The organism is Sphaerothrix gracilis Ecp01 (assembly GCF_030405905.1).
Taxonomy (GTDB): domain Bacteria; phylum Cyanobacteriota; class Cyanobacteriia; order Phormidesmidales; family Phormidesmidaceae; genus Sphaerothrix; species Sphaerothrix gracilis.
Window position 1 is genome coordinate 1 of sequence record NZ_JASATW010000019.1, and the last position, 21,247, is coordinate 21,247.

The 21,247-nt window shown below is 53.1% G+C and carries 17 protein-coding genes and 1 pseudogene; 9 read left to right on the forward strand and 9 right to left on the reverse strand.

The window, feature by feature from the left end:
- Positions 1-1,075 (reverse strand): ShlB/FhaC/HecB family hemolysin secretion/activation protein (locus QJQ48_RS19280; protein ID WP_346292883.1); only part of this gene is annotated, 1,075 nt, incomplete at its 3' end.
- 105 nt (positions 1,076-1,180) lie between these two features.
- Positions 1,181-3,370, reverse strand: a complete 2,190-nt coding sequence (locus QJQ48_RS19285) for a hypothetical protein (RefSeq protein WP_346292884.1) — start codon at positions 3,368-3,370, stop codon at positions 1,181-1,183.
- A 263-nt stretch (positions 3,371-3,633) separates the two neighbouring features.
- Here QJQ48_RS19285 and QJQ48_RS19290 point away from each other — a divergent pair, with 263 nt between their 5' ends.
- A complete protein-coding gene (locus QJQ48_RS19290; RefSeq protein ID WP_346292885.1) occupies positions 3,634-4,083 on the forward strand; it encodes a hypothetical protein in 450 nt (149 codons plus the stop codon).
- Between the two features lie 171 nt (positions 4,084-4,254).
- On the opposite strand, the gene QJQ48_RS19295 is transcribed toward QJQ48_RS19290, so the two are convergent.
- Positions 4,255-4,974, reverse strand: a complete 720-nt coding sequence (locus QJQ48_RS19295) for a THxN family PEP-CTERM protein (protein WP_346292886.1) — start codon at positions 4,972-4,974, stop codon at positions 4,255-4,257.
- Positions 4,975-5,399: 425 nt separating this feature from the next.
- On the reverse strand, positions 5,400-7,136 hold the full coding sequence (locus QJQ48_RS19300; protein ID WP_346292887.1) for an ABC transporter ATP-binding protein/permease: 1,737 nt from the start codon (positions 7,134-7,136) through the stop codon (positions 5,400-5,402).
- Positions 7,137-7,282: 146 nt separating this feature from the next.
- On the opposite strand from QJQ48_RS19300, the gene QJQ48_RS19305 reads away from it, so the two are divergent.
- Entirely contained in the window at positions 7,283-9,559 is a 2,277-nt protein-coding gene (locus QJQ48_RS19305; RefSeq protein ID WP_346292888.1) for an alkaline phosphatase D family protein, read from the forward strand.
- Here the strand turns inward: QJQ48_RS19305 and QJQ48_RS19310 are convergent.
- Positions 9,522-11,426: an SLC13 family permease gene (locus QJQ48_RS19310; RefSeq protein ID WP_346292889.1), complete on the reverse strand. Its 1,905-nt coding sequence runs from the start codon at positions 11,424-11,426 to the stop codon at positions 9,522-9,524. The two genes, QJQ48_RS19305 and QJQ48_RS19310, sit on opposite strands and share 38 nt — an antisense overlap.
- A 303-nt stretch (positions 11,427-11,729) precedes the next feature.
- Between QJQ48_RS19310 and QJQ48_RS19315 the strand changes: the two genes are divergently transcribed.
- A complete protein-coding gene (locus QJQ48_RS19315; RefSeq protein ID WP_346292890.1) occupies positions 11,730-12,521 on the forward strand; it encodes a cyclic nucleotide-binding domain-containing protein in 792 nt (263 codons plus the stop codon).
- Between the two features lie 79 nt (positions 12,522-12,600).
- Here the strand turns inward: QJQ48_RS19315 and QJQ48_RS19320 are convergent, their stop codons facing one another.
- The 3 genes from QJQ48_RS19320 to QJQ48_RS19330 all read right to left on the reverse strand — a co-directional run bounded on the left by QJQ48_RS19320 (position 12,601) and on the right by QJQ48_RS19330 (position 14,949).
- On the reverse strand, positions 12,601-13,191 hold the full coding sequence (locus tag QJQ48_RS19320; RefSeq protein ID WP_346292891.1) for a Uma2 family endonuclease: 591 nt from the start codon (positions 13,189-13,191) through the stop codon (positions 12,601-12,603).
- A 92-nt stretch (positions 13,192-13,283) separates the two neighbouring features.
- A complete protein-coding gene (locus QJQ48_RS19325; RefSeq protein WP_346292892.1) occupies positions 13,284-14,228 on the reverse strand; it encodes an NAD(P)-dependent alcohol dehydrogenase in 945 nt (314 codons plus the stop codon).
- A gap of 421 nt (positions 14,229-14,649) precedes the next feature.
- Complete coding sequence (locus QJQ48_RS19330; protein ID WP_346292893.1) at positions 14,650-14,949, reverse strand: hypothetical protein; 300 nt, start codon at positions 14,947-14,949, stop codon at positions 14,650-14,652.
- Positions 14,950-15,209: 260 nt separating this feature from the next.
- Here QJQ48_RS19330 and QJQ48_RS19335 point away from each other — a divergent pair, with 260 nt between their 5' ends.
- The 5 genes and pseudogenes from QJQ48_RS19335 to QJQ48_RS19355 form a co-directional block, all read left to right on the forward strand.
- Entirely contained in the window at positions 15,210-16,115 is a 906-nt protein-coding gene (locus tag QJQ48_RS19335) for a LysR family transcriptional regulator (RefSeq protein ID WP_346292894.1), read from the forward strand.
- Between the two features lie 471 nt (positions 16,116-16,586).
- On the forward strand, positions 16,587-17,666 hold the full coding sequence (locus QJQ48_RS19340) for an AAA family ATPase (protein WP_346292895.1): 1,080 nt from the start codon (positions 16,587-16,589) through the stop codon (positions 17,664-17,666).
- Between the two features lie 3 nt (positions 17,667-17,669).
- Positions 17,670-18,179, forward strand: coding sequence for a DUF3226 domain-containing protein (locus tag QJQ48_RS19345; RefSeq protein WP_346292896.1), 510 nt, complete (start codon positions 17,670-17,672; stop codon positions 18,177-18,179).
- A gap of 57 nt (positions 18,180-18,236) precedes the next feature.
- The gene (locus QJQ48_RS19350; RefSeq protein ID WP_346292897.1) at positions 18,237-19,028 is read left to right on the forward strand and encodes an IS5 family transposase; all 792 of its coding nucleotides are present in this window, start codon (positions 18,237-18,239) and stop codon (positions 19,026-19,028) included.
- A gap of 37 nt (positions 19,029-19,065) precedes the next feature.
- Positions 19,066-19,230: pseudogene (locus tag QJQ48_RS19355) on the forward strand (DUF3226 domain-containing protein); the annotation flags it as partial.
- 27 nt (positions 19,231-19,257) lie between these two features.
- On the opposite strand, the gene QJQ48_RS19360 reads toward QJQ48_RS19355, so the two are convergent.
- On the reverse strand, positions 19,258-19,767 hold the full coding sequence (locus QJQ48_RS19360) for a DUF1643 domain-containing protein (RefSeq protein ID WP_346292898.1): 510 nt from the start codon (positions 19,765-19,767) through the stop codon (positions 19,258-19,260).
- Positions 19,768-19,809: 42 nt separating this feature from the next.
- On the opposite strand from QJQ48_RS19360, the gene QJQ48_RS19365 reads away from it, so the two are divergent.
- On the forward strand, positions 19,810-21,093 hold the full coding sequence (locus QJQ48_RS19365) for an MFS transporter (protein ID WP_346292899.1): 1,284 nt from the start codon (positions 19,810-19,812) through the stop codon (positions 21,091-21,093).
- Positions 21,094-21,247 lie beyond the last annotated feature (154 nt).

Sequence of the window (21,247 nt, forward strand, 5' to 3'; positions counted from 1 at the left end):
TCTGCTGATGAGACAGGGTCAGCCCCAAAGCAACTTCCTGAGTCGGCTTTTGCACCACTGGCTGCCGGAGCGTCAGCTCGTAAAACCTAGATTCTGCCTCAATTTCTAAGATATCAAAGGGAACTTCGATGACGCGGCTGTCTGTACTACTAAAGGTAAATCGGGCCGTGCCACCACGGGGATTGAGCGGCAGCGTATAGGCTAGATCGATCCCGTCACTGCCCTCAGTCGTGCTGTAGCCCAGCCGCAAACTGTCGCCCAACCCCAGCAGATTTCTCTCCTCGGCCTGAAGCTGATGACGTACGCTGCCGACGCTGGGCGATCGATTATTGTCTAGGGTATAGGTGACATCAAAACTGTCGGCCTCAATCACCGACACCACCAGTAGATTAGTCCCCGGCTGAGTACCCGCCTGCAGATCAGCCGAAATGCTCTCAATCAGCGGATCAAGCTGCAGGAGCTGCAGCCGTTCCAGCAGGCGATTGACGTTGAGCGGCGATGTAGCCCCGATCCCCAAACGACTACTAATATAGTCAGGACTCAGACGGCGAGTACCGCTGACTGAAATCTGCTCTAAGCGCCCCTCAATCACCTGAATGGTAGCTACCCCGTTCTGGAGCTGCTGCGGCGGAAAAATAGCGCCAGAAGTAACGTAGCCATTATCCACGTAGAGCTGCGTCACCGCCGATCGCGCCTGTAAGATTTCGGTAAAGGTGAGTGGGCGTTGGGTGTAGGGAGCCGTCACCGCTGCCAGTTCCACCTCGCTGAAGACCGTGCTGCCCTCCACCTCAAACCGCTCAATCACGACCGTGGTTTCGTCGGTCGTGATGCCCAGTTCTTCATCAGGAACAGCAGGCTGTGGACCCAGCAAATCTTCAACTGGTGGCAAAGTGGGCAGCGGTGTCAGTTCCTCAAACGGTTCTTCCTGAGGACTGGGATCTAAATCTTGAGGTGGCGGTAGAACCTGCGCTAACTGCAACGCAGACCCTGGGGTAATGCTGGCGGATTCAATTGCCCAAGCGGCTGCGCCAACTCCCCCACTCCACAGACCCACGGTTAGACCAAGCCACTTCAAAGGCTGGTGGTATTGCACGCGCACTATCCTGATCACGACAAATGCTGAACCACATACTACAGTATCTGCTAGAAACAACTTTGCCGCGATCGCTTTAGGCCGTTTTTAGAACTGTTGTGGATTGTCGTCTAGCGCCAGCAGAAACTTCACTAAGTCCTGTTGTTCAGCGGGGCTGAAACCAGACTGGGCATCGACATAGAAGGGGTGACCGCTGCCGTCTAAGTTGCTGCTGACCAAGGCGGGCAGGAAGCGATTGGCTTGAATCACCTGGGCTCTAAGATTGCGATCGATCAGCGCATAGAGGCTGCTGGTGCTGTCAGCCGGAATCCCCTGGCTGAGCGTACCCGTCAGGCCCAAGCCGGTTGGATCTACGAGGCTGAAGCTACCGTCTGGGGCAAACTGCAGCGCGCCAGCGCGAACCGCAACCCCGCCGTCGTGCAGATAGGGCGCACTGAGATGCAGCCCTCGCAGCGAGGTGGTTTTGTAGCCACCGTTGGGCAAAACGCCGAAGGGCAACGTCGTTGGACTAGGCGCAATACCCGCCGTCGGAATATCGAGGACGGCAGCATTGGCGGGGGGCGGTACGGGCGTATTGAGCGCATACATTTTAGGCGGCACCAGCAGTTCGTTCAGAGCCAGCCGAGATAGCCCCCGGGCCGGATTAGTGCCAATCTGATCAACTGGGTGAATGATGTTGTCCGTGAAGAAAGGCGGCACGTGGCAGCTAGCACAGTTGGCCTGCGCGAAAACCCGCGCCCCGCGCCGTACTGCACCTGAACTAATAGCCTGCTGATTTGCAGGAGTGCGGTTAGGTGGCGGGGTTAGAGAATTCTGCCAGGCAGACATGGCGTTATTAGCAAAGAGAAAAGGCCCGCTAGCAATATCAAAGCTCTCCTCATCTCCTTCGTCTCCAGGGCCGTCGTTATCTTCGCCGCTCTCTTCATCCCCTTCACTGTCTTTCAAATTTGCCTTACTGCTGAGGGAGGGGTCTGCTTTGGCGGGCAACCCCTTTTCGTCTTCTTGTTCAAAGGCTTCTAAATCTTGAGTATCAGGGCTGAAGATCAGGCCGTTGTAGGTAAACAAGCTGGGCTGGAGCTGCGGGTATGTGCCTGCACCAGGAGCCGGAATTTGGTCTTCTAGCTCGGCCTGTCTGACATCGGGTGCAACCTGGCGTAGCCACTGCGAAGGCTTGACCGGAGCGCCTGCAGGCAAACGCAAAGACGGATCGGCAGCATTTTGCAGACTAACCCCCAGATAAACCTCTGGGTCAATCCCCAAAGTAGCGGCGCTGAGTTGGGCAGCGGCTAGCAGATTAATTTCAGATGAGTGGACACCGTTGTTGATGGCGCTGAGTCCGGCAAAGGGGCCTACCGCAAACTCGCCGCCCGCCGTATAGGGCTGATTTTCGAACGTAAACAGGGAGGGAATTTGAGTAGTATTGTTGATGCCGTCGGGAGAGCTTTCAAAGTTGCCAAAGGGGACATCGAGCACGGCATCGTCCATTGCCCGCTCAAACTTCTGCGGATCGGGTAGCTCAACCGGCTGATTGTTGCTGTCAAGAATAACCTTGCCGTTGCCCTGGTACTGCGGATCGAGGGGATTGAGATTTAAACGGGCGAAGCCAGCCGCCGTATTGGTTGAGAGAGCCACCAGCAGCGGTACGTTGAGATCGCCATTGGGTACACCGTCTTGGCGATCGCCCGTTGTTGTCAGCGTCACGTGGCAGGCGGCGCAGGTCAGTTCCCCCTGCAGATTTAAGCCCAGCGGTTCTGGACTCCTTGCTTCTACCTCCAAGCCAGTAGGCACAACGGCTCCAGCCGGTAGACTACGACTGCCGAGCTGAATCGGCTTTTGCAGACGAATTTGCAGATTAGAGGTGGGCTGTCCCTGCAAAGCGCCAATAGCCTGCGCTAATTCCGGCGCAATCCGCTGCAGCCCCGGCGCAAAGCCAAAGACTCGCTGCAGACCAAACGCGTCGCCGATAGGCCGCTCAAAAAATATTTCTTCTCCCTGATCAATCAGTGACTGGGTGACACGAACAGCACCAATGCGAGCATAGGAACTGGAATTAGAGGGATCTAGTCCTCGTCGTCGCACTAACCGGGCAGCTTGCCGAGGGTTTAGGCGCCGGCCGAAATAGTCAAAAACACCAACGGTCTGAGTGGGAGCCGGGCTCAGTAGCGGGTCAACGGCGATCGCGTCGGGTGGATGCAGCAGCGAACTGGATAGAACAAACGCAACCGAACTCACGATTATGGTCAAAATCAGAGCCAAGCTTTTCCGCTGCCTGCGCATTGTCCGAATCCTCAGAAATTGTTTACTAAAGAGCGGCTACTAGAAAATTGAAACTAGATTTCCTATTGGCCAAAGTATATCGATTGAATTTTGTATTTTTTCTTACATTTCATGACGTTTTTGAGCCAAGAAAAAAGATTTTTTTGAAAATAGCAGCATGGCAGATTTTGTCTAGAAAAATATTTTTTGAAAGAGAATTTTAATCCTCAATTTTGATACTTAATTTCACAAAGAATGATGTTGTAGCTCATTTCTATTCGGCTATGAAATTTCTGTTTTGGATACCGCTAGCGCTGTGGAGCTCAGCACTCCTTAGCATCAGTCCCGCCAAGGCCCAGCCCAGAGATGAAATCTGCTTTTGGCAGCGGCCTGATGGCCAGTTCGTCGATCTTTCAGAGCTTTGTGGTCAGTCCAATTCAGCCACGGGCCTATCGCCAGAAGACGCCTTCCTCAGTGCTTTTCAGCAGCAAGCCCAGCAGTATCCGGAGGCCGTTCAGCGATCGCTCAATACCTACGTCACCCAAGAGCAAAATAGCGCCCTAGCCTCAGCCCAAGCCGCCTGTCGGGTCCTGCAGTATGGAGGGGTAGAAGCTGCCCAGCGCCGCCTGCAGGCACTGGCAAGCTATAACAATTCTGCTAGCGCCACCGCCCGCCAAAATATGACGCAATCACTGGCGATCGCCCATCTTTGCCCGGAATTTTCTGATTCATAAGAGAATAGAAGTCAAACTCATAATCTCTGGTTTAATCCGTTTTTGAATAAACTTAAGCTGAAAGCAAATCTTAATAAATTCAACAGTAGTTGACGGCAAAAATTAAAAAAGCGAGAGCTGCTATTACTCTCGCTTCCAGATTCTAGAAAGTTGCAATCGGTTTGAATCGGGTTATGTTAGCTGCTGGCGCCGCTTCAGGGCGATCGCAGCCCCACTCACAGCCATAAGCCCCAAAAATCCTGTCGGCTCTGGAACAGGCTCCCCTGAATCGGTCACTTCTGTCAGGCGAGCATACAAGCCCGCTTCATTGCTAGCAGCTTCTAGAGTCAGGAAATTCTCGACCAGGGTACTGCCCCCATCCTGAGAAAAGCCAATTAGGGTCAGGTTGTAGTCAACTCCCTCTAAGGTAATAAACTGATCAGAGACAGCATTAGGGAAGCTGACGACATCTGGGCACGGGGGTATCCCCCCATCTGGGCAAATACCCCCAACTGGCTGATTGGTGGTTTCATTGTGGCTGAAGTCGAAGGAAAATAACTGGCTGAAGGCATCTAAAGTTAGGTCAACGTTTAACACGGCCGTTGACAAGGAGCCGCCCGCCCCCGAAATTGTCCGGTTATTGTGAGTAAATTCCCCCAAGAGGAAGTTTTGACTGATCAAGTCGTTAATTTCTACTGATTCAGTGACCCCCTCAAAGATATAGGAACTCTGCGCATTCTCTGGGTTGGATGGAATTCCCCAGGAAATTTGACTGGTTCCTTCTCCCGAAATCACAGCAGTCCCAGTCGTGTCAGACCAGGTACCGGAGGTGGTTAAAAAGACAGCGTTGGCAGCGCCCATACAGGCTACCCAGCCAAGACAGGTTGCCACAGTAATATTACGCAGTTTCATAGCAATTTGATGAATTATGAGTCAATGTCGTTACGCAAGATCCAAGGGAGCTAGTCCATTAAAATCAGTTTGCAGCAATTGGATAGCGTAAACTATTTGACTTCATCAAATCCTCAATTTCAGCTTCTACACGTAAGTGTTTTTACGATCGCACTATTGCAGAGGGTGTCTAAATAAGAGCTAGAAAGTCCTGAGAACGTTTGCCTGCTAGCGAGACACAGCCTAATGTCTCACCTTTAGAGGTGCAGCGTGTGATAGATAGAATCTCAATTTTGAGGTCGATAGCCCCCGTCACATAAGCTTTTCAGGCTTTTCAGGAGCTTTCTGATAATCAACTTGCGGAAATCCGATAGCTCCCAGTTGACTTCATAAAAGCTTTAAGGAGAAAGCAAAGTTAGCTCAGGGCGTATGGCCTGCACGCTGTGCTATCCAGGATTCAAATCCGCTGTGGGTTCGGTGAGAGTGTCGAGCAGGTCGGCAGGCGAGCGCAGTTGCCACTGGTGTTCTTGATCAAGCTGGAGAACATGCTGGTGATAGGCGGCGAGGGTGCGGCGGTGACCGACACTGACAAAGGTGGTTTTGAGTTTCTGCAGGTGGTGATAAAGGCTGGCTTCGTTGTCTACATCTAGGGCGCTGGTAGCCTCGTCCAAAATGGCGTAATCCGGCTGATTCACCAGCAGGCGAGCAAAGGTGAGCCGCTGCTGCTCGCCCAGGGATAGCACGTCGCCCCAATCCTGCTCAGCCTCCAAGCCGCCGAAGCGCTCGGCCAGATCGGGCAGATTGACCTGCTGCAGAATCTGCTGCAGCCTCTCATCGTCTACCTCAGCCTCCACATTGGGATAGCACATCTGCTGTCGCAGCGTGCCCAAAATCATGTAAGGCTTTTGGGGCAAAAACAGCATGTGGTCTAGCTCTGGGCGAGCGATCGCCCCTGAACCTGAATTCCACAGCCCCGCGATCGCCCGCAGCAGCGAGCTTTTACCACAGCCGCTCGGCCCCACAATTAGCAAACCTTCCTCCAGGGGCACCTGCAGCGACAGCTTCTCTACCAGAGTGCGCTGATAGTTGGGGGTTTGCAGCGTTAGGTCAATCAGGGCTAGGTCTTCCGACAGCTTGGTATCGATGATGGGAGTCTCCTCGGAAGGCTCCGCCGTCGTTCCCTGCAGGAAATCGGCAAAGGTATAGAGACGGTCAATGCCTGCGCCAAAGGCCGTCAGCTCCTGGAAACGAGCCACAATCACGTTGAGGGAGAAAAATACCCGCACAAAAGCGCCCTGGGCCTCCGTCACCTTGCCCACTTCCAAATCCCCGGCAAAGACGCTGGGAGCCACGACGATAGCCGGCAGCACGTAGGGAATAAACTCATAGGCGTTGGTGAGAGCATTGAGATTGAGTTCCCAAAACAGCAGGTTTTTGAAGTTGTCGAAGGCAGCTAGAAAGCGATTTTTCACCTGCTGGGATTCCTGATCTTCGCCGCGATAAAAAGCGATCGCTTCGGCATTCTCTCGAATCCGCACCAGGCTAAAGCGAAAGTTGGCCTCACGCTTGAGCTGCTCAAAGTTCAGGCGTACCAGGGGTTTACCAAAGACAAAGGCGGCAATGGCAGTACCCACCACCGCATAGAGCACCAGAAAAATTACCAGCGAGCGGGAAATGCCCCACAGTACGCCGCTAAAGGCAATCACCTCAATCAGCGAGTCCATGACCACCAGCACGAAGGTCAGGGACTCTTGGGTAAAGCTGCGCACGTCTTCGGCAATCCGCTGGTCGGGGTTGTCAATATCAGCGCGGCTCTGATTGAGCTGGTAAAAGGCGCGATCGCCAAAATATTGATCTACAAAGCGATGGGTCAGCCAGCGGCGCCACTGCAGCCCCAAGCGATCGCGCAGATACACATAGCCTGCCAGCAGCGGCGCATACAGCACCAGCACGACGATAAATACCATCACCGTCTGCCAGAAGCGGGACTCATTTTGAGCCGAGAGAGCCGAAATCAGCACCCCCCGCTTGTTGTTCAAAACCACGCTCAGGCCCGTGTAGGCCAGCAGGCAGACCACCACCGCCAGCAGCAGTCCTCTAGCTGACCACTTTTCATCGCTGAACCAGTAGTCCTTAGCGATCGCCCAGAATCGCCCAAACACGCTGAAATCGACTCGATCCATGCCCTTTCTGTGCTAATCAAAACTATGAAAACTTTTTACAAAGCTTAAACTGTGGCGCTGAAGACAGCATCATCACTGCGATGGAGCCTGTTTCGGTTTGCCTCAACTAAAATCGTCAGAGACAGCTCACTTTTTTCTGAGACAAGATGATCGACGCGCTGCCGCTGCTGCTGGCTGGCCCGCTCCTACGCCACACAACCCCTGCTCAGGTTTCGGTTTGGGTCGCGCTGAAGCGGCCTTGTCGAGTTAGTCTGCGGGTCTATGAAACCGCTGAGAACGGGAGCAGGCTGACCGACTGCCGACTGCAGGGAGAGCAGTCAACTCTGGCAATCGGCCAAAATCTGCATGTAGCGCTAATTACGGCGCGATCGCCTGTGGGTCAAACCTTAGCGCGCGATCGCCTCTATGCCTACGATCTCAGTTTTACCGAGGTGGAGCATGAAACTGCACAGACGCTCCTGCAAGCCCTGGGGCCAGTACCAGCAGATGCCCTCAGCTACTTTCCCCATCACTGCCCTACCTTTGCCCTGCCGCCGAGCCGCCTACAGGATCTGCGCCTAGCTCAGGGATCTTGCCGCAAACCCCACGGTGACGGCATGGACGCCCTCGCCATTTTGGATGTTCTGATTCAGCAAAAGGCAGACCAGTCCCAGGCAAGGCCCCATCAGCTTTTTCTCACGGGCGACCAAATTTATGCTGACGACGTAGCCAATCCGCTGCTGTGGGTGGCCTCTCGTCTAGGCGATGCCCTGCTGGGCTGGGAAGAAAAGCTGCCCGTAGGCCACAACCAGCTTGACCCGGTGGAATACTACACGCCAGCGCAGCTATCCGTTGGGCGGCGGGCCGAAACGGCTACCCGGCAGGCGGGCTTCACGGCAGGTCTGCGCAACAAGCGCCACAAAGTCACTAGCCACCTGCTGGGCCTGGGCGAATTTTATGCCGCTTACATCCTGGCCTGGTCGCCTGCCTGCTGGCCGCCGCAGATTCCTGACGGTAAAGAAATTTGCCGCGATCGCGCCGATATTCGCAGTTGGAACCGCGAAGCCAAAGACCTGCGCCAGTTTATTCACAATCTATGGCGAGTACGGCGGGCTTTAGCCAACGTGCCTAGCTACACCATCTTTGACGATCACGATGTCAGTGACGACTGGAACCTTAACCAGGCGTGGTGCCTGCGGGTATTGGGAAAACCCCTGGGGCGGCGGGCAGTGCAAAATGCCCTGTTGGGCTACGCCATTTTTCAAGCCTGGGGCAATACGCCAGAGCGATTCGCGGCTAACACGGCGGGCGACAAGCTGCTGCAGGCCGCTCAGCGCTGGTCGGCCTCAGCCGGCAGCGATCAGAATGCGGATCAGGCGATCGCCCAGTATTTGGGGATGCCCCCGCTGGATTTGCACACGGGCCTACCCCGGTTTGTAGAAACCAACGGCGTGCAGATTCTAGCGCGTCATCCAGAGGCGATCACCTGGCACTACACAATCGGCGGCCCGGCCCATGAAGTGATCGTGCTCGATACCCGTACCTGGCGCGGCTATCCCACCGACAAATCCGCGATCGCCCCGCCGATGCTGCTCTGCCCTAGCGCTTTTGAGCAGCAGCTCACCCAGCCCCTGCAGGCCAGCCGCCAGCCCGACGATGCCGATCATGTCACTCTGGTAGTTGCCCCCACTAACGTCTTTGGCCTCAAAATTATCGATCGCATTCATGACTGGCAGCTACAGCGCCGCAAGGTTTTTTCCACCGATGTTGGGGATGCCTGGAACGTGCATGATGAAGCCTTAGCTCAGCTCCTCACCCGTCTGTTTCAGCAGCGGCAGCGGATTCTGGTCCTGTCTGGGGACATTCACTATAGCTCCGTAGTGCGTCTTTCCTATCAGGACAAACAGATCCAGTCAGTGCTGGTGCAGCTCACCGCCAGCGCCTTCAAAAATGAGGAAACCTTGACCCGCCTGCTGCACACCCGCCTTAAAGGCTGGCTGCTGCCCGAACCTGTCCGCCGCTGGGTGGGCTGGTCGGAACCACCAGATATGATTGAGCTGCCCACTGCCGAATCTCATCCCCAGCCAGATTGGCGCTGCGTTTTGGAATGGATTCCGCGTCAGCGCTATCAAAATCTAGTGGCAGCGGGCGATTTTTATCCGCGCCGCTCTCCGGCTAAGCTGCGTGCCTGGCTACAGCCGCTTTGCTTTTGGCAAAATCGCTGGTTTCAGTCAGGGCGCGAGGTCGTCGGACTCAACAATATGGCGCTGGTGGAGTTTGACACCGCCAGCGTTCCGCCAACTGTCACCCAGCAGAACTACTGGTTTACCCTGAATCAGCCAGCGGCGATCGCCGTGAGCCGTTTCACCAGCGATATTGCCCCCAATGTGGCACTGCTGCGTCAGCTTAAAAAGGATAAACCAGGGGCGTCACGATCACTGTAATCAGCCAAAACAGTAAGTTTAGAGGAATCCCTACCCGCATAAAGTCAGTGAACTTATAGCCTCCCGGCCCGTAAACCATCAGGTTAGTCTGATAGCCGATGGGGGTAGAAAAGCTAGCTGAGGCCGCCACCATGATGGCAATGACAAAGGGCATAAAGTTAACGCCTAGCGTTTGGGCCAGGGAGAGGGCAATGGGAAAGACCAGCGCCGCCGCCGCGTTATTGGTAATCACCTCTGTCAGCAGCGTGGTGATGCCATAGACCATGACCAGCGACACCCAGGCATTATCCCCGGCGAGGCCGACAAAACTAGCGGCGATCGCCCCGGCGGCCCCTGTCACCTCTAGGGCTTTGCCCATTGCCAGCGCCGCTCCAATCACCAGCAGCACCGACCACTCAATATTACGCAGCGACTGGCTAGGGGAACAGCAGCCCGTCACCAACATGGCGATCGCCGCCAAAATTGCCGCCTTCAGCATACTGAGCCAGCCCAAAGCTGCCAATAGCACCATTGCCGTCAAAATTCCCACTGCCAGCGCCGCTTTCTCGTGGCGCAGCGGTTCCGAATCGGGCACGCCATTAATCAAGTAAAAATCCCGCGACACCCGCCGCTGCTCTAAAAACTGCGGTGGGGCCTCTAGCAGCAGCACGTCTCCGGCTTGCAGGCGAATGTCGCCTATTTTGCCCACCAGCCGCTCCCCATTGCGGGCCACGGCCAACACCACCGCGTTGTACCGGGTGCGAAACTGACCTTCGCGAATCGTGCGACCAACCAGCGGACAGGTGTTGGAAACCACCGCTTCAATCAGACAGCGCTCGGTGCGCGGTACCTCCAGCTTAAACACCTGATCGGTGGCGGGCTGTAATCCCCGCAGCCGCTGCAAATCTACAATCGAATCAATCACGCCGACAAAGATGAGCTGATCCTGCTCCCTCAGGGTTTCCCTCGGACTCACAGCCGGTAGCAACTGCTCACCCCGCATAATTTCAGCCAGGTACAGACCGGGCAGATGCCGCAGTCCGGCCTGCTCCACCGTCTTGCCAGCCAGCGGACTGCTTTGGGCCACCACCATTTCTACCGTGTACTGCCGACTTTCTTCAATCGAGCTAAAGCTCGACTGGCGATTGGGCAGCAGCCAGCGCTGGGCCAGCAGCAGAAAAACGGTGCCAGCGATCGCGCAGGGAACGCCTACCCAGGCGATATCCAGCAGCCCCATGCCGGGTAAGTCAGTAGATTCAATCAGCAGACCGTTGACCACCAGGTTAGTGCTAGTGCCGATCAGCGTACAAATGCCGCCAAAGATGGCGGCGTAGCTTAGCGGAATCATCAGCTTGGAGGGGCTAATTCGCAGCTTGCGGCACCAGTCGCTCACGACCGGAATAAACATGGCCACGACGGGGGTGTTATTGAGAAAAGCACTTAGACCCATCACCGGGGCCATCAAGCGCCACAGTGCCGCTCGCTCACTTTTGGGCAGCCCTAAAACCCGCTGCGAAATCCAGGCCAATGAGCCGGTCTGCTGCAGGCCCGTCACCACAATGTAGAGCACCGCCACGGTGATCATGCCGCTGTTACTAAAGCCTGCTAGGGCCGCTTCCTCATCCAAAATACCGCTGAGAAACAGCACTGCCGCCCCGCCCAAGAAGACAATGTCGGCAGGCAGCGACGTGGTGGCATTGAGCCAGAAAGTGACCAACACCACGGCGATCGCCAGTCCCCCCTGCCAGCCCAAGACCATCAAAGACTCTGGCAGCACCCAGATAATCGAAGCAACCAGGCTGAGACCAAAGGCCGCCAAAGCCAACAGTAACCAAGTTTTAGGCGATTTGGGGGTGAATCGACGCCAGCGCAGATATCCAGTTGTCATACAAAAATCCTTACGGCAAAACCGTTATCAGAATTGGGTAATACCAGTTTTATGAACTAGCACTACCTATCGGCATCCCACCGCCTGCGGCACCTCCCCTTGGCAAGGAGAGGTTGGGAAGGGTCTGATCTGTAGCTGTAAAACCAAGAGTCGGTATAAGTCGGCGTTGTCTAATTCTAATTGCGATCATGTTTAGATTGAATCATAATGCATTTGAAAATCACTTCAGTATTAATCAGGATTGTGTGAAGTGTTAAATTGCCCCGTGCAAAAATGGAAAAGCTTGGATTTGGGAGAACTTGCATGGCAAATCAGGCCGAAGGTTCTGAAAAATCCGACCTGGTCGCGGCTTTGCAGCAAACGTTTCTGTTTAAGGAATGCGATCGCCCCTGGCTGCTTCAGCATTTGTTGCCAGAATCACTGATGGCTGAAAAGCTCTATTCCAATCGGCCCGTCTTCACAGCTTTCCGGCCTGGGGCTTCTCTGAATTTTTTGTACGTCGTCGTAGCTGGTGGCCCCGTCATTACCCGCAGCGCCCCGCTCGATCGCGTCATTGCCCTGACCTATCCCGGTAGCTGCTTTGGTATGCGCAACCTGACGGTGGGCTGTGGCCCTGTGATGCGAGCTTTCCCTAGCCTAGTGGAAGCCTACAAAACCACAGACGTCATCAAGGTGCCGGTAGCGGCGGTGCAGGCGCTTTATGAGAATAGCGAACCCTTACGACAGCGCTATAGGCTGCTGTTTGAGCTGCGCGAAAAGTTTCAGTATCACCTGCTCAACTGCAGTACCTATCCGCCCCAGGCCGTAGCGGCGCTGCTGCGATCGCTAATCTACCAGGAGCGATCCTTAAGCAATCAGCCCCAGCCGGATGGCCTATACAGGTTCGATTTGCCAGTGGATCTGATTGCTCGTGCCTGCCAGCTCAATCACCGCACGGTTGAACAGGTGCTGAAAGGAATGCTGAAGGTGGGCCTGTTGCAGCCGCCTGACGAGGCTGAGACGGCTGGCGATTGGGTCGTTATCGCCGATCCAGAAGGACTCAAAGAAGTCTACGGCGCTACCCGCGATAAAGTTTCCTGGTGGCCGTTGCGCTAAGGGATCAGAGAGCGACAAATCCGTATGCATCCTGATCAAGTCTGGGCTATGGCGATCGCCGTCTTGGTCAGAAACACATTTATGATGATTCAAAACGCTCTACGGTTAAAACAAATCCCGGCAGCACGTCTTCGCCCGATAGATCAGCCGGTAGTCTGCGAACTTCTCTGACCTGCCCGGGGCGGTAGATTTCCACCTGCTGATCCTGGGGATTGATCAGCCAGCCCAAACGGACACCGCTGTCTAGGTACTCCTGCATTTTCTCCTGCAGCGCTGCCAAGCCATCGGTGCGCGATCGCAGCTCAATGACGAAATCAGGAGCAATAGGCGGAAACTTCTGTCGCTGCTCTGGGGTGAGCTGCTGCCAGCGGGGCAGCTCCACCCAGGCCAGATCGGGAGAGCGATCGCTGCCCCCCGGTAGCTTAAATAGAGTAGAGGAACTGAAGACCTTGCCCAACTGGGTGCGGCGATTCCACAGACCCAAATCAACGCCTAGTTCAAATTCCTGATTGCCGCTTTCACCGCCCACAGGTGACATTAAGATCAAATCTCCTTGGGTATCCCGTTCAATGACCAGTTCGGGATTATTAAGGCAAAGCTGGTAAAACTGCTCATCGCTGAGATGCACCTGTTTGAGATCGACTTTGAGGGGGAGTGTGAGAGAGGCCATAGGCTAAGCCCACCATCTGTGATGTCGATTTAAGAGACTGTGTCTATATCCTATCTGACAAAAAACGGCGGGGCGCTGGGCGATCGCCCCTGCTAGGATACCGTCAGCAAAATCTTGCCGACGGCGCGTTCGGTTTCGCTATAGCGGTGAGCGGCTGCCGTTTCCGCCAGGGGAAAGGCGCGATCGCATACGGGTCTAATTTGTTCAGTTTCAATCAGGCTTTGCAAGTAGGCCAGATCGATACCTTTAGGCTGAGCCAGCACCAGCTTACAGCGCTTACCGGGTAGAACAGTGGTAATAGCGGCCTGGATCAGCGTTTGGGGGCTGGGTAAGGTGGAGATGTAAACGCCATTGGGCTTGAGGACTTGGCGACACTGACTAAAAGTCTGCTGCGCCACAGCATCAAAGATGAGATCGTATTTCTCCTGATGCTGGGTGAAGTTCTCATGGGTGTAGTCAATCATGCGATCGCAGTTGAGGGCCGTCATCAGCTCAAAATTGCGGCCACTGCATACCCCAGTCACCGTAGCGCCAAAGGCTTTGGCAATCTGTACCGCAAAGCTTCCCACTCCGCCAGAAGCCCCATTGACTAAAACTGCCTGATCGCTGCGCAGATTACCCAAATCCCGCAGGGCCTGCAGCGCCGTCGTCGCCGCCAGCGGCACCGCCGCCGCTTGGGCAGCAGTCAAATTCTTGGGCTTAAAGCAGGCGAGAGACTCTGGGACGATGGCATATTCGGCATAGGCTCCTCCCGCCAGCGGATTGAGAAAGGCGTAAACTTCGTCTCCCGGCTGAAAGAGTGTGACGCGATCGCCACAGGCCACCACTTCCCCGGCCAAATCGCTGCCCAAGCGTTTGGGAAAGCGGCGGCCTGAGAGCAGATTGAGCTTTCCCTGGCGAATTTTCCAGTCAACCGGGTTGATGCTGGCCGCCTGCACTTTGACCTTTAACTCATTGGCGTTGAACGTCGGTTCAGGCAAATCGACGTATTCTAGAGCGTCTGCTGAACCATATTGATTAATCACAATCGCTTTCATGCGCGGCAAATTATAGCTGGATACAGGTTTTTGTATTGTCGCGTTTATAGATCACCACAATCAGGGCGATCGCTGTGCTCTTGCCAATTTTTCTAGTCTCTATCGACAAGAGGATACGCTGTGTCAGGCAGGATAGGGCGATCGCCTCAGGTAGCAGAAGACCCTGCCGTCAATATTCGCGTTGCAGCACGCAGCCACGATAGGCGTAATTTTGCCTCACCTGGATCTCAACAAATAAATAATGTATTGGTCAAATTCGAGCTAAGAAAAAATAACAAATAGCTGATAAAACAAAACAGCGGCGTAGAAATTCTACGCCGCTGCTGATAGATTGAGGCTGATTACGATTAGCAAGTCGGCTTGCACTGGAGGCTGTGGCAATCATCAATAAATCCGTCAAACTCAACAGATTTTCAGTGATTTACTGATAGTAGCGCTGCTCTAACCAGGCTCTCAGGTCTTGCTCGGAGGTGAAGGCAGCTCGGCTGCCGCTAATCGGATCGTAGACCTTCCAAACCTGTTCACCGTTGACAGTCGTTGCCTGGATACGAGGCTGATCGCTGTTGATAAAGAGGCTCAGCAGCGTAGAGCCAGCCTTTGACAAGAGCTGAGCGATCGCATTTTTAGCGGACTGAGTTTGCGATTGCTGTAGGGTTTCTTCAAGCTGCTGCCGGTTGAGATCGAGCTGATTTTCGTGAGTATAGCGGGTATAACCTGTCATGAAATTCTCCTATTGCTGCGCTTATGTTTAACTGTTGAGCTGAGGTCTTAAAAACTGTTTTTTTGGCAGTGGGAACAGTTGCTAATGACCTACTTAACTCACTGTAAGAAACTAGGCCAAAAGTGCCAAAGCATAAGATGCATAGCTCGTATGAATAAAATCGATACGTCTTCTATAAATAGATGCGATAGTCTAATGGACACAGGCAAAGCCCTTTATTGTCCTGATCTCCGGTAGCCTCTGGCTATCTCTCTGAAACCATGACGCTTAAGCTAAAGCTATCTCAGCTCAGAGCCTTGGTTGCCGTTGCCACCTGCGGTAACTTCAGCGGGGCAGCATTAGAGATGGAAGTTACCCAGTCAACCATCAGCCATGCGATCGCAACTTTAGAAGATGAGCTAGGAGTGATTTTGCTGCAGCGAGGCCGACATGGTGCCCGTCTGACGCCGGTAGGAGAGCGAATCACGGCAAAGGCGCAGCAGGTGCTTGCTTTGCTAGAGGAAATGGCTGGCGAAGCCGATCAAGCCAAGGGACTACAGGGGGGCACCGTGCGAATTGCCGCCTTTCGCAGCGTGGCGACAAACGTACTGCCCAAGGCGATCGCCCAGCTTCACAGCCGCTATCCCAATATTTCAGTCTCGATTTCTGAGTTTGATGAGCTGCGTCAGCTAGAACAGGCGCTGCTACAGGGACAGGTGGATCTCTGCGTAGCTGAAATTCTCTATGGTGAAGACTACGAGGTCATTCCCATTGTGGAAGATGAATATGTGGCTTTACTGCCACCTTCAGTGGGACTACGCGATGCTCAGCTTTGCTTAGACGATTTAAGTAAGTATCCGCTGATTGCTTCTCAGCACAGTAGCTGCTTTGATCGCATTCGCCTACAGCTCTCCCAGCTCGATCCGCCTCACAAAGTTACCTACCGTATCCGTCACGACTCTTCCATGACCAGCATGGTGAAGCAGGGCCTGGGCATTGCCATCATGCCGCGCATGGCAGCCGAGCCCATCCCAGAAGGGGTACAGGTTTGCCGCTTGCCGTTTCAGCTGTTTCGTCCGATTGGCGCGTCGCTACTGAAGAAGGCATTGCACACCCCAGCAGTCTATGCGTTCTTGGATGCTTTGCAGGATTCCCAAGCAGCGATCGCCATGCCGTCAGTCAGCTAGCGATCGCCTTGCGTACAGGTTTACGCCAGGTATTGTGAGGTGGGCGCTGCAATATGAGGCGAAAACATGAGGGATTCCTCCAAGGGATGTGGAACAGAATCACAAAAAAGCAGCCGCCCCGAACGTATGACAAGTTGGGACGGCTAAAATAACTCTAGCTTCCGGACTAGGCTGACAGTCCTGGGAGTAAGGTATTAATTGTTGTGCCACCAACTTTCGGTACCGCTGACCAAAGGTACCGCTGACCAAATTTTTGGGACAAGCTGCGGGTTAAACAGCCATAGCTCAAAACGCCATCGGATTTGACTGGAGAAGTCAGGTCCAAATTTGTGATATTTGGTGAAGCTAGCAGCATGTGGGAAGGTGGGCGATCGCTAACGTTTTACCATACTCATGCTAGAACACCGTTTAGCCTGAAATAGCCTATTCTGATACGAAGGCTCACCGTTCACGCAATTTTCTAAAACTATTATGCTGAGGTCTCTAAAAATTGAGAATTTTCGCTGCTTCAAAGCTTTTGAGCTGCAACAACTCGGTCGATTAAATCTATTTGTAGGGACAAACAACAGCGGTAAGACTTCGATTTTAGAGGCAGTTCAACTTCTCAACTCACAAGCGGCCTTCGATTCCCTACGGGAAGTAATGCTTAGCCGAGGGGAGTATATATTGAATGATGAGCGCAGTGGCAGTCGCGAACTAGATGTACGCCATCTTTTCTATGGGCATGAAATTGATATAGGTAGTAATTTTTCGATAATAAGCAATACCAATATTGACAAAGAGAAACAAGAAGGCATTACTGTATCAATAGAACATACAGGTCAGTTAAGCTTGTTTGAAAACTTACGCGAGCTAGCTCTAGCTGTTGAATGGCGGTTAGACCAAAACTCCGAAAGCATCAAGCTACCTTTATCACTCGAAGAAGGATTGCCCATAGGTTATTTGAGGCGAATTCGTAGAGATTTTGATATTTCCAAAGCCAAGACGCAATTTGTAACATCTTCTTCTCTTACGACAGAAGAAATGATTAATTTATTTAATAAAGTTGTTTTAACTGATGAAGAAGATTTTGTAATTGAAGCACTCCAAACTATTGAGCCAAAGATAGAAAGAATTGCTCCTGGCGAACTGAGAACCAGAAATCCCGGTTTACGTGATGGATTTAGAGTGCGTTTATCAAATAGTGAACAGCCTATTCCAATTGGCAGTATGGGAGATGGAATATGGCGACTTTTAGCTTTAACTTTGTCTATTGTGAATGCTAGAAACGGCTTCTTATTAGTTGACGAAGTTGATACAGGGCTTCACTTTAGCGTTATGTCTGACATGTGGAAATTAGTCTGGACAGCTGCTAAACGTCTCAATGTTCAGGTTTTTGCCACAACTCATAGTAATGACTGTTGGACAAGTTTAGCTGCGATCGCAAATGCCGAAAATCCCAGCGAGGAGGGCATCACGATTCAGAGAATTGAAAAAGATAAGCCACACAGCGTGGTCTTCACTGAGCGACAGATTGTGATTGCAGCTGAACGAGGAATTGAGGTGCGCTAGGGAATGGTCGTCTATTCAAAGATACTGCTTGTTGAAGGCAGACAAGACGTTCGTGTTATTCCTGAACTGATTGAAGCCAATAAGATAACCTGGGAGATCAATAATCAGCCAGTTGTTTACATTCAAGAACACGGTGGCTACGAAAACCTGGCAGATCCAGACGTAATTTCAACTTATTTACAAGCTCGCAGCCTTACTGCCCTCGGCATTATTATTGATGCAGATGACAATCCTTTAGAGCGCTGGCAGAGTATTAGAAACTCATGTTCAAAAAGTATTCCTAACTTACCTGAACTTCTTCCCAAATCTGGACTCGTTCATACAGCCGAGAATGATATTAAGTTTGGCATTTGGATGATGCCAGACAATAAAATGCAGGGTATGTTAGAGACTTTTTTGGCATACATCATTCCATCTCAAGATGAGCAACTTTGGCAGTTTGCGCAAGAGACAGTTCAACAAGCAAAAGATATGGGAGCCTCATTTAGAGGCTGTATGAGAAGCCAAAACTGACGTAGGAAAGCTCACACGGATAAGCTGAAGTTGAAGAGCTACAGCACCGTGAGAGCTATGAGTAAAGCATACACAAGCAATCTGACGCGGGAACAGTTTGAGCTGATAGAACCCCTAATTCCGCCAGCCAAGCCCGGTGGTCGGCCGCGCTCAGTAGAGATGTGGGCCATCGTCAACGCCATCTTGTACGTGGTGGTTCAGGGGTGTAAGTGGCGCGATATTCCAGGAGATCTGCCGCCGTGGTCAACAGCTTACACCTACTTCCGCAACTGGCGAAATGACGGCACCTGGATAGCGATTCACGACCGCGTGCGCGGCTGGCTCAGAGCCGATAGCGGTCGGCCAGAAAGCCCCTCTCAAGCCGTTATCGACAGCCAAAGCGTCCAGAGTGCAACGATGGTCAGTGAAGCGGTCGGCTATGACGGTGGCAAACAGGTCAAGGGACGCAAGCGTCATCTAACAGTCGATACACTGGGCTTAGTGCTGCGGGTACTGGTCACTGCTGCCAATGCTTCAGAAAAGAGCCAGGCCAAAGCAGTGCTCAAGCGAGTCAAGCAAATGGGAGAGCCGGTCAAGCGGCTTTACCTAGTCTGGGCTGATGGAGGCTACGGCGGCGAGCCCTTTCTACGCTGGGTGATGGACACGCTGGGATGGATTTTGCAAGTGGTCTTGCGGCCAGAAGCAGCCAAGGGTTTTGTGCTGCTCAAGAAGCGGTGGGTGGTGGAGCGCACTTTTGGCTGGCTCAACTGGTCGAGGCGCTTGAGCAAAGACTATGAGCGACTGCCGGCTTCTTCTGAAGCGATGGTCTACATCTCGATGATTCGCCTGATGGTCAGGCGGTTGGCGTAGCATTAGCTACCCGTTAGCACTTCTCATACAGCCTCTTAAGACTGCTCAATTCGATAAAGCCAATATTTATACCTGGCTAGCTTGGCAAAGTCCTCCTGGCAGACAACTACATCAGGCTGTTAAAGAGCGAATTTTGAGTCCTGTTAATCCTAAGTCCCAACAGTTTATTACTTGGTTTAAGACACTTTATGACTTAGCATGAATAGCCAAGCCTTAGTCTAAATCTTGTTCATTGTTTGTACCACCGACTAAACTCAATCTGACTCGATATATACAGTGGATGCCTCGGCTGTCCCGTCTTATTCAGTCTTAAACAGTAAAGCTTCTGCTTTTCCGCCGACAGCAAAGCCAAAACTGCCCGATCGCGTCCCTGCCAGCTTCCCCAATTTCCCCAGGCCAAAACCGTTTTCTCCGACCGTTGCACTGCCGCTTGGATATGTTCGTCATTTTCGGGGCCAACGGGAGCGATCGCCCGCTTGAGCAGCTTTGGATGAGCCGTGCGAAAGGCAAACAGGTTGACCACCTCCAGCGAACCGTAGCCCCAGCCTTGCGCTAGGCTAAGGCAGCGCCGAATTGTAGGGTCGTTGCGCTGGTGATCGGCACGACTGGGGTTGAGCATGATGAAGGCTAGGCGGGGTTTGCTCGCGTCCCAGGTGCGACTCAGCGAATAGCGATAAAAGCCACTGGGATCAATTACCGCCTCTAGATGCATGGCATTCGCTTTAACAATTGTTAACATTTAGTATCTGTGAGTATCTACCTGTGCCCTTAGGAGAACGTTTTGAAGCTTTTTTCCACCTTTAGTCCGGCGCTGCGATCGAATTTAAGCTTTTTGTTTGCCTCTGGCCTATGCTTTTGGGCTGGATTGGCCGGGTTACTACCCGTGCTGCCTCTCTATATCGAATCCCTTGGCGCTACCGGACAGGAAATTGGCTTCGTTATGGCTTCTTTCGCCATTGGCCTGCTGGTGGCTAGACCAACTTTATCTCGCCTGGCCGACGAGCGGGGACGCAAACTGGTGCTGCTGACCGGGCTGTTTGCGATCGCCGGAGCACCCTTCTGCTACATGCTGGTAGATCAGCTTCCGGCTTTTGGTCTACCACTGGGAGCCGTGGTGCTAGACGGACGGTTAGCGCTTATGGGGCTGTTTCGAGCCTTTCACGGGATTAGCATTGCGGCCTACGTTACGGCTTACAGCGCTTTGATTGTGGATATTGCTCCGCCTGCTAATCGGGGTGAGCTGATTGGCTATATGAGCCTGGTAAATCCCTTAGGGATGGCGCTAGGGCCAGCCTTGGGCAGCTATCTGCTGGACTGGGCCGGGTTTACGGTAGCGTTTGCCGTGATGGGTGGCTTAGGGCTGGTGGGGCTAGCGCTGTCTAGCCGAGTGCGCGAGTCCTATGAGCCGGATCCAGAAGTGCTTAAAAATCAGCCCGATCAGCTCTTTTGGCGACTGTTGCTGACGCCACGGATTCGGATTCCGGCGATCATTCTCTTTCTAGTAGGGTTAGCTTTTGGAACTCTCAGCACGTTTACACCACTTTATGTGCGGGAAGTGGGACTAGAGCTCAGCTTTGTCGGACTGATTTATACCGCCTCGGCGATCGCTAGCTTTGGCGTCCGTCTGCTGGCTGGCCGCGCCTCTGATCGCTACGGACGGGGCCGCTTCATCAGCATGAGTCTGCTGCTCTACAGCGTGGCAATGGTAATTTTGTGGTCAGCCCAGGGGGCACCGACCTTCTTGATTGGCGGACTGGTGCAGGGGACAGCGGCTGGAATGCTGATTCCCATGATTGCCGCCCTAATGGCCGATCGCTCTGGAGCCACTGAGCGCGGACGTATTTTTGGCCTGTGTATGGTGGGTTTTGATCTGGGAATTGCCTTGGCTGGGCCAATTTTAGGCACGCTGGCCGACACGATTGGCTATCGCGGCGTATTTGGCCTATCGGCACTAATGACGGCCTTGGGCTTTGTCATCTTTGTCACTGCTTCCAGCAAGGACATCCGCCACTCTTTGCAGTTTTCCCTCAGCCGAGGCCGCGACGTTTACGCCATTGATTCGTAGTTAGTTTATAAACAGGCATTGAGTTCATAGCCTTCTGGAAAGTCTTCCTAGAAGTAACGGAATTCAATTAGCTAAATTGGTGGAAGCAAGTTCTGTCCAGTTCCAAAACTAAAGTTTTCTCCTATCAAAAAATTAATATTTTTTACTCAATGTT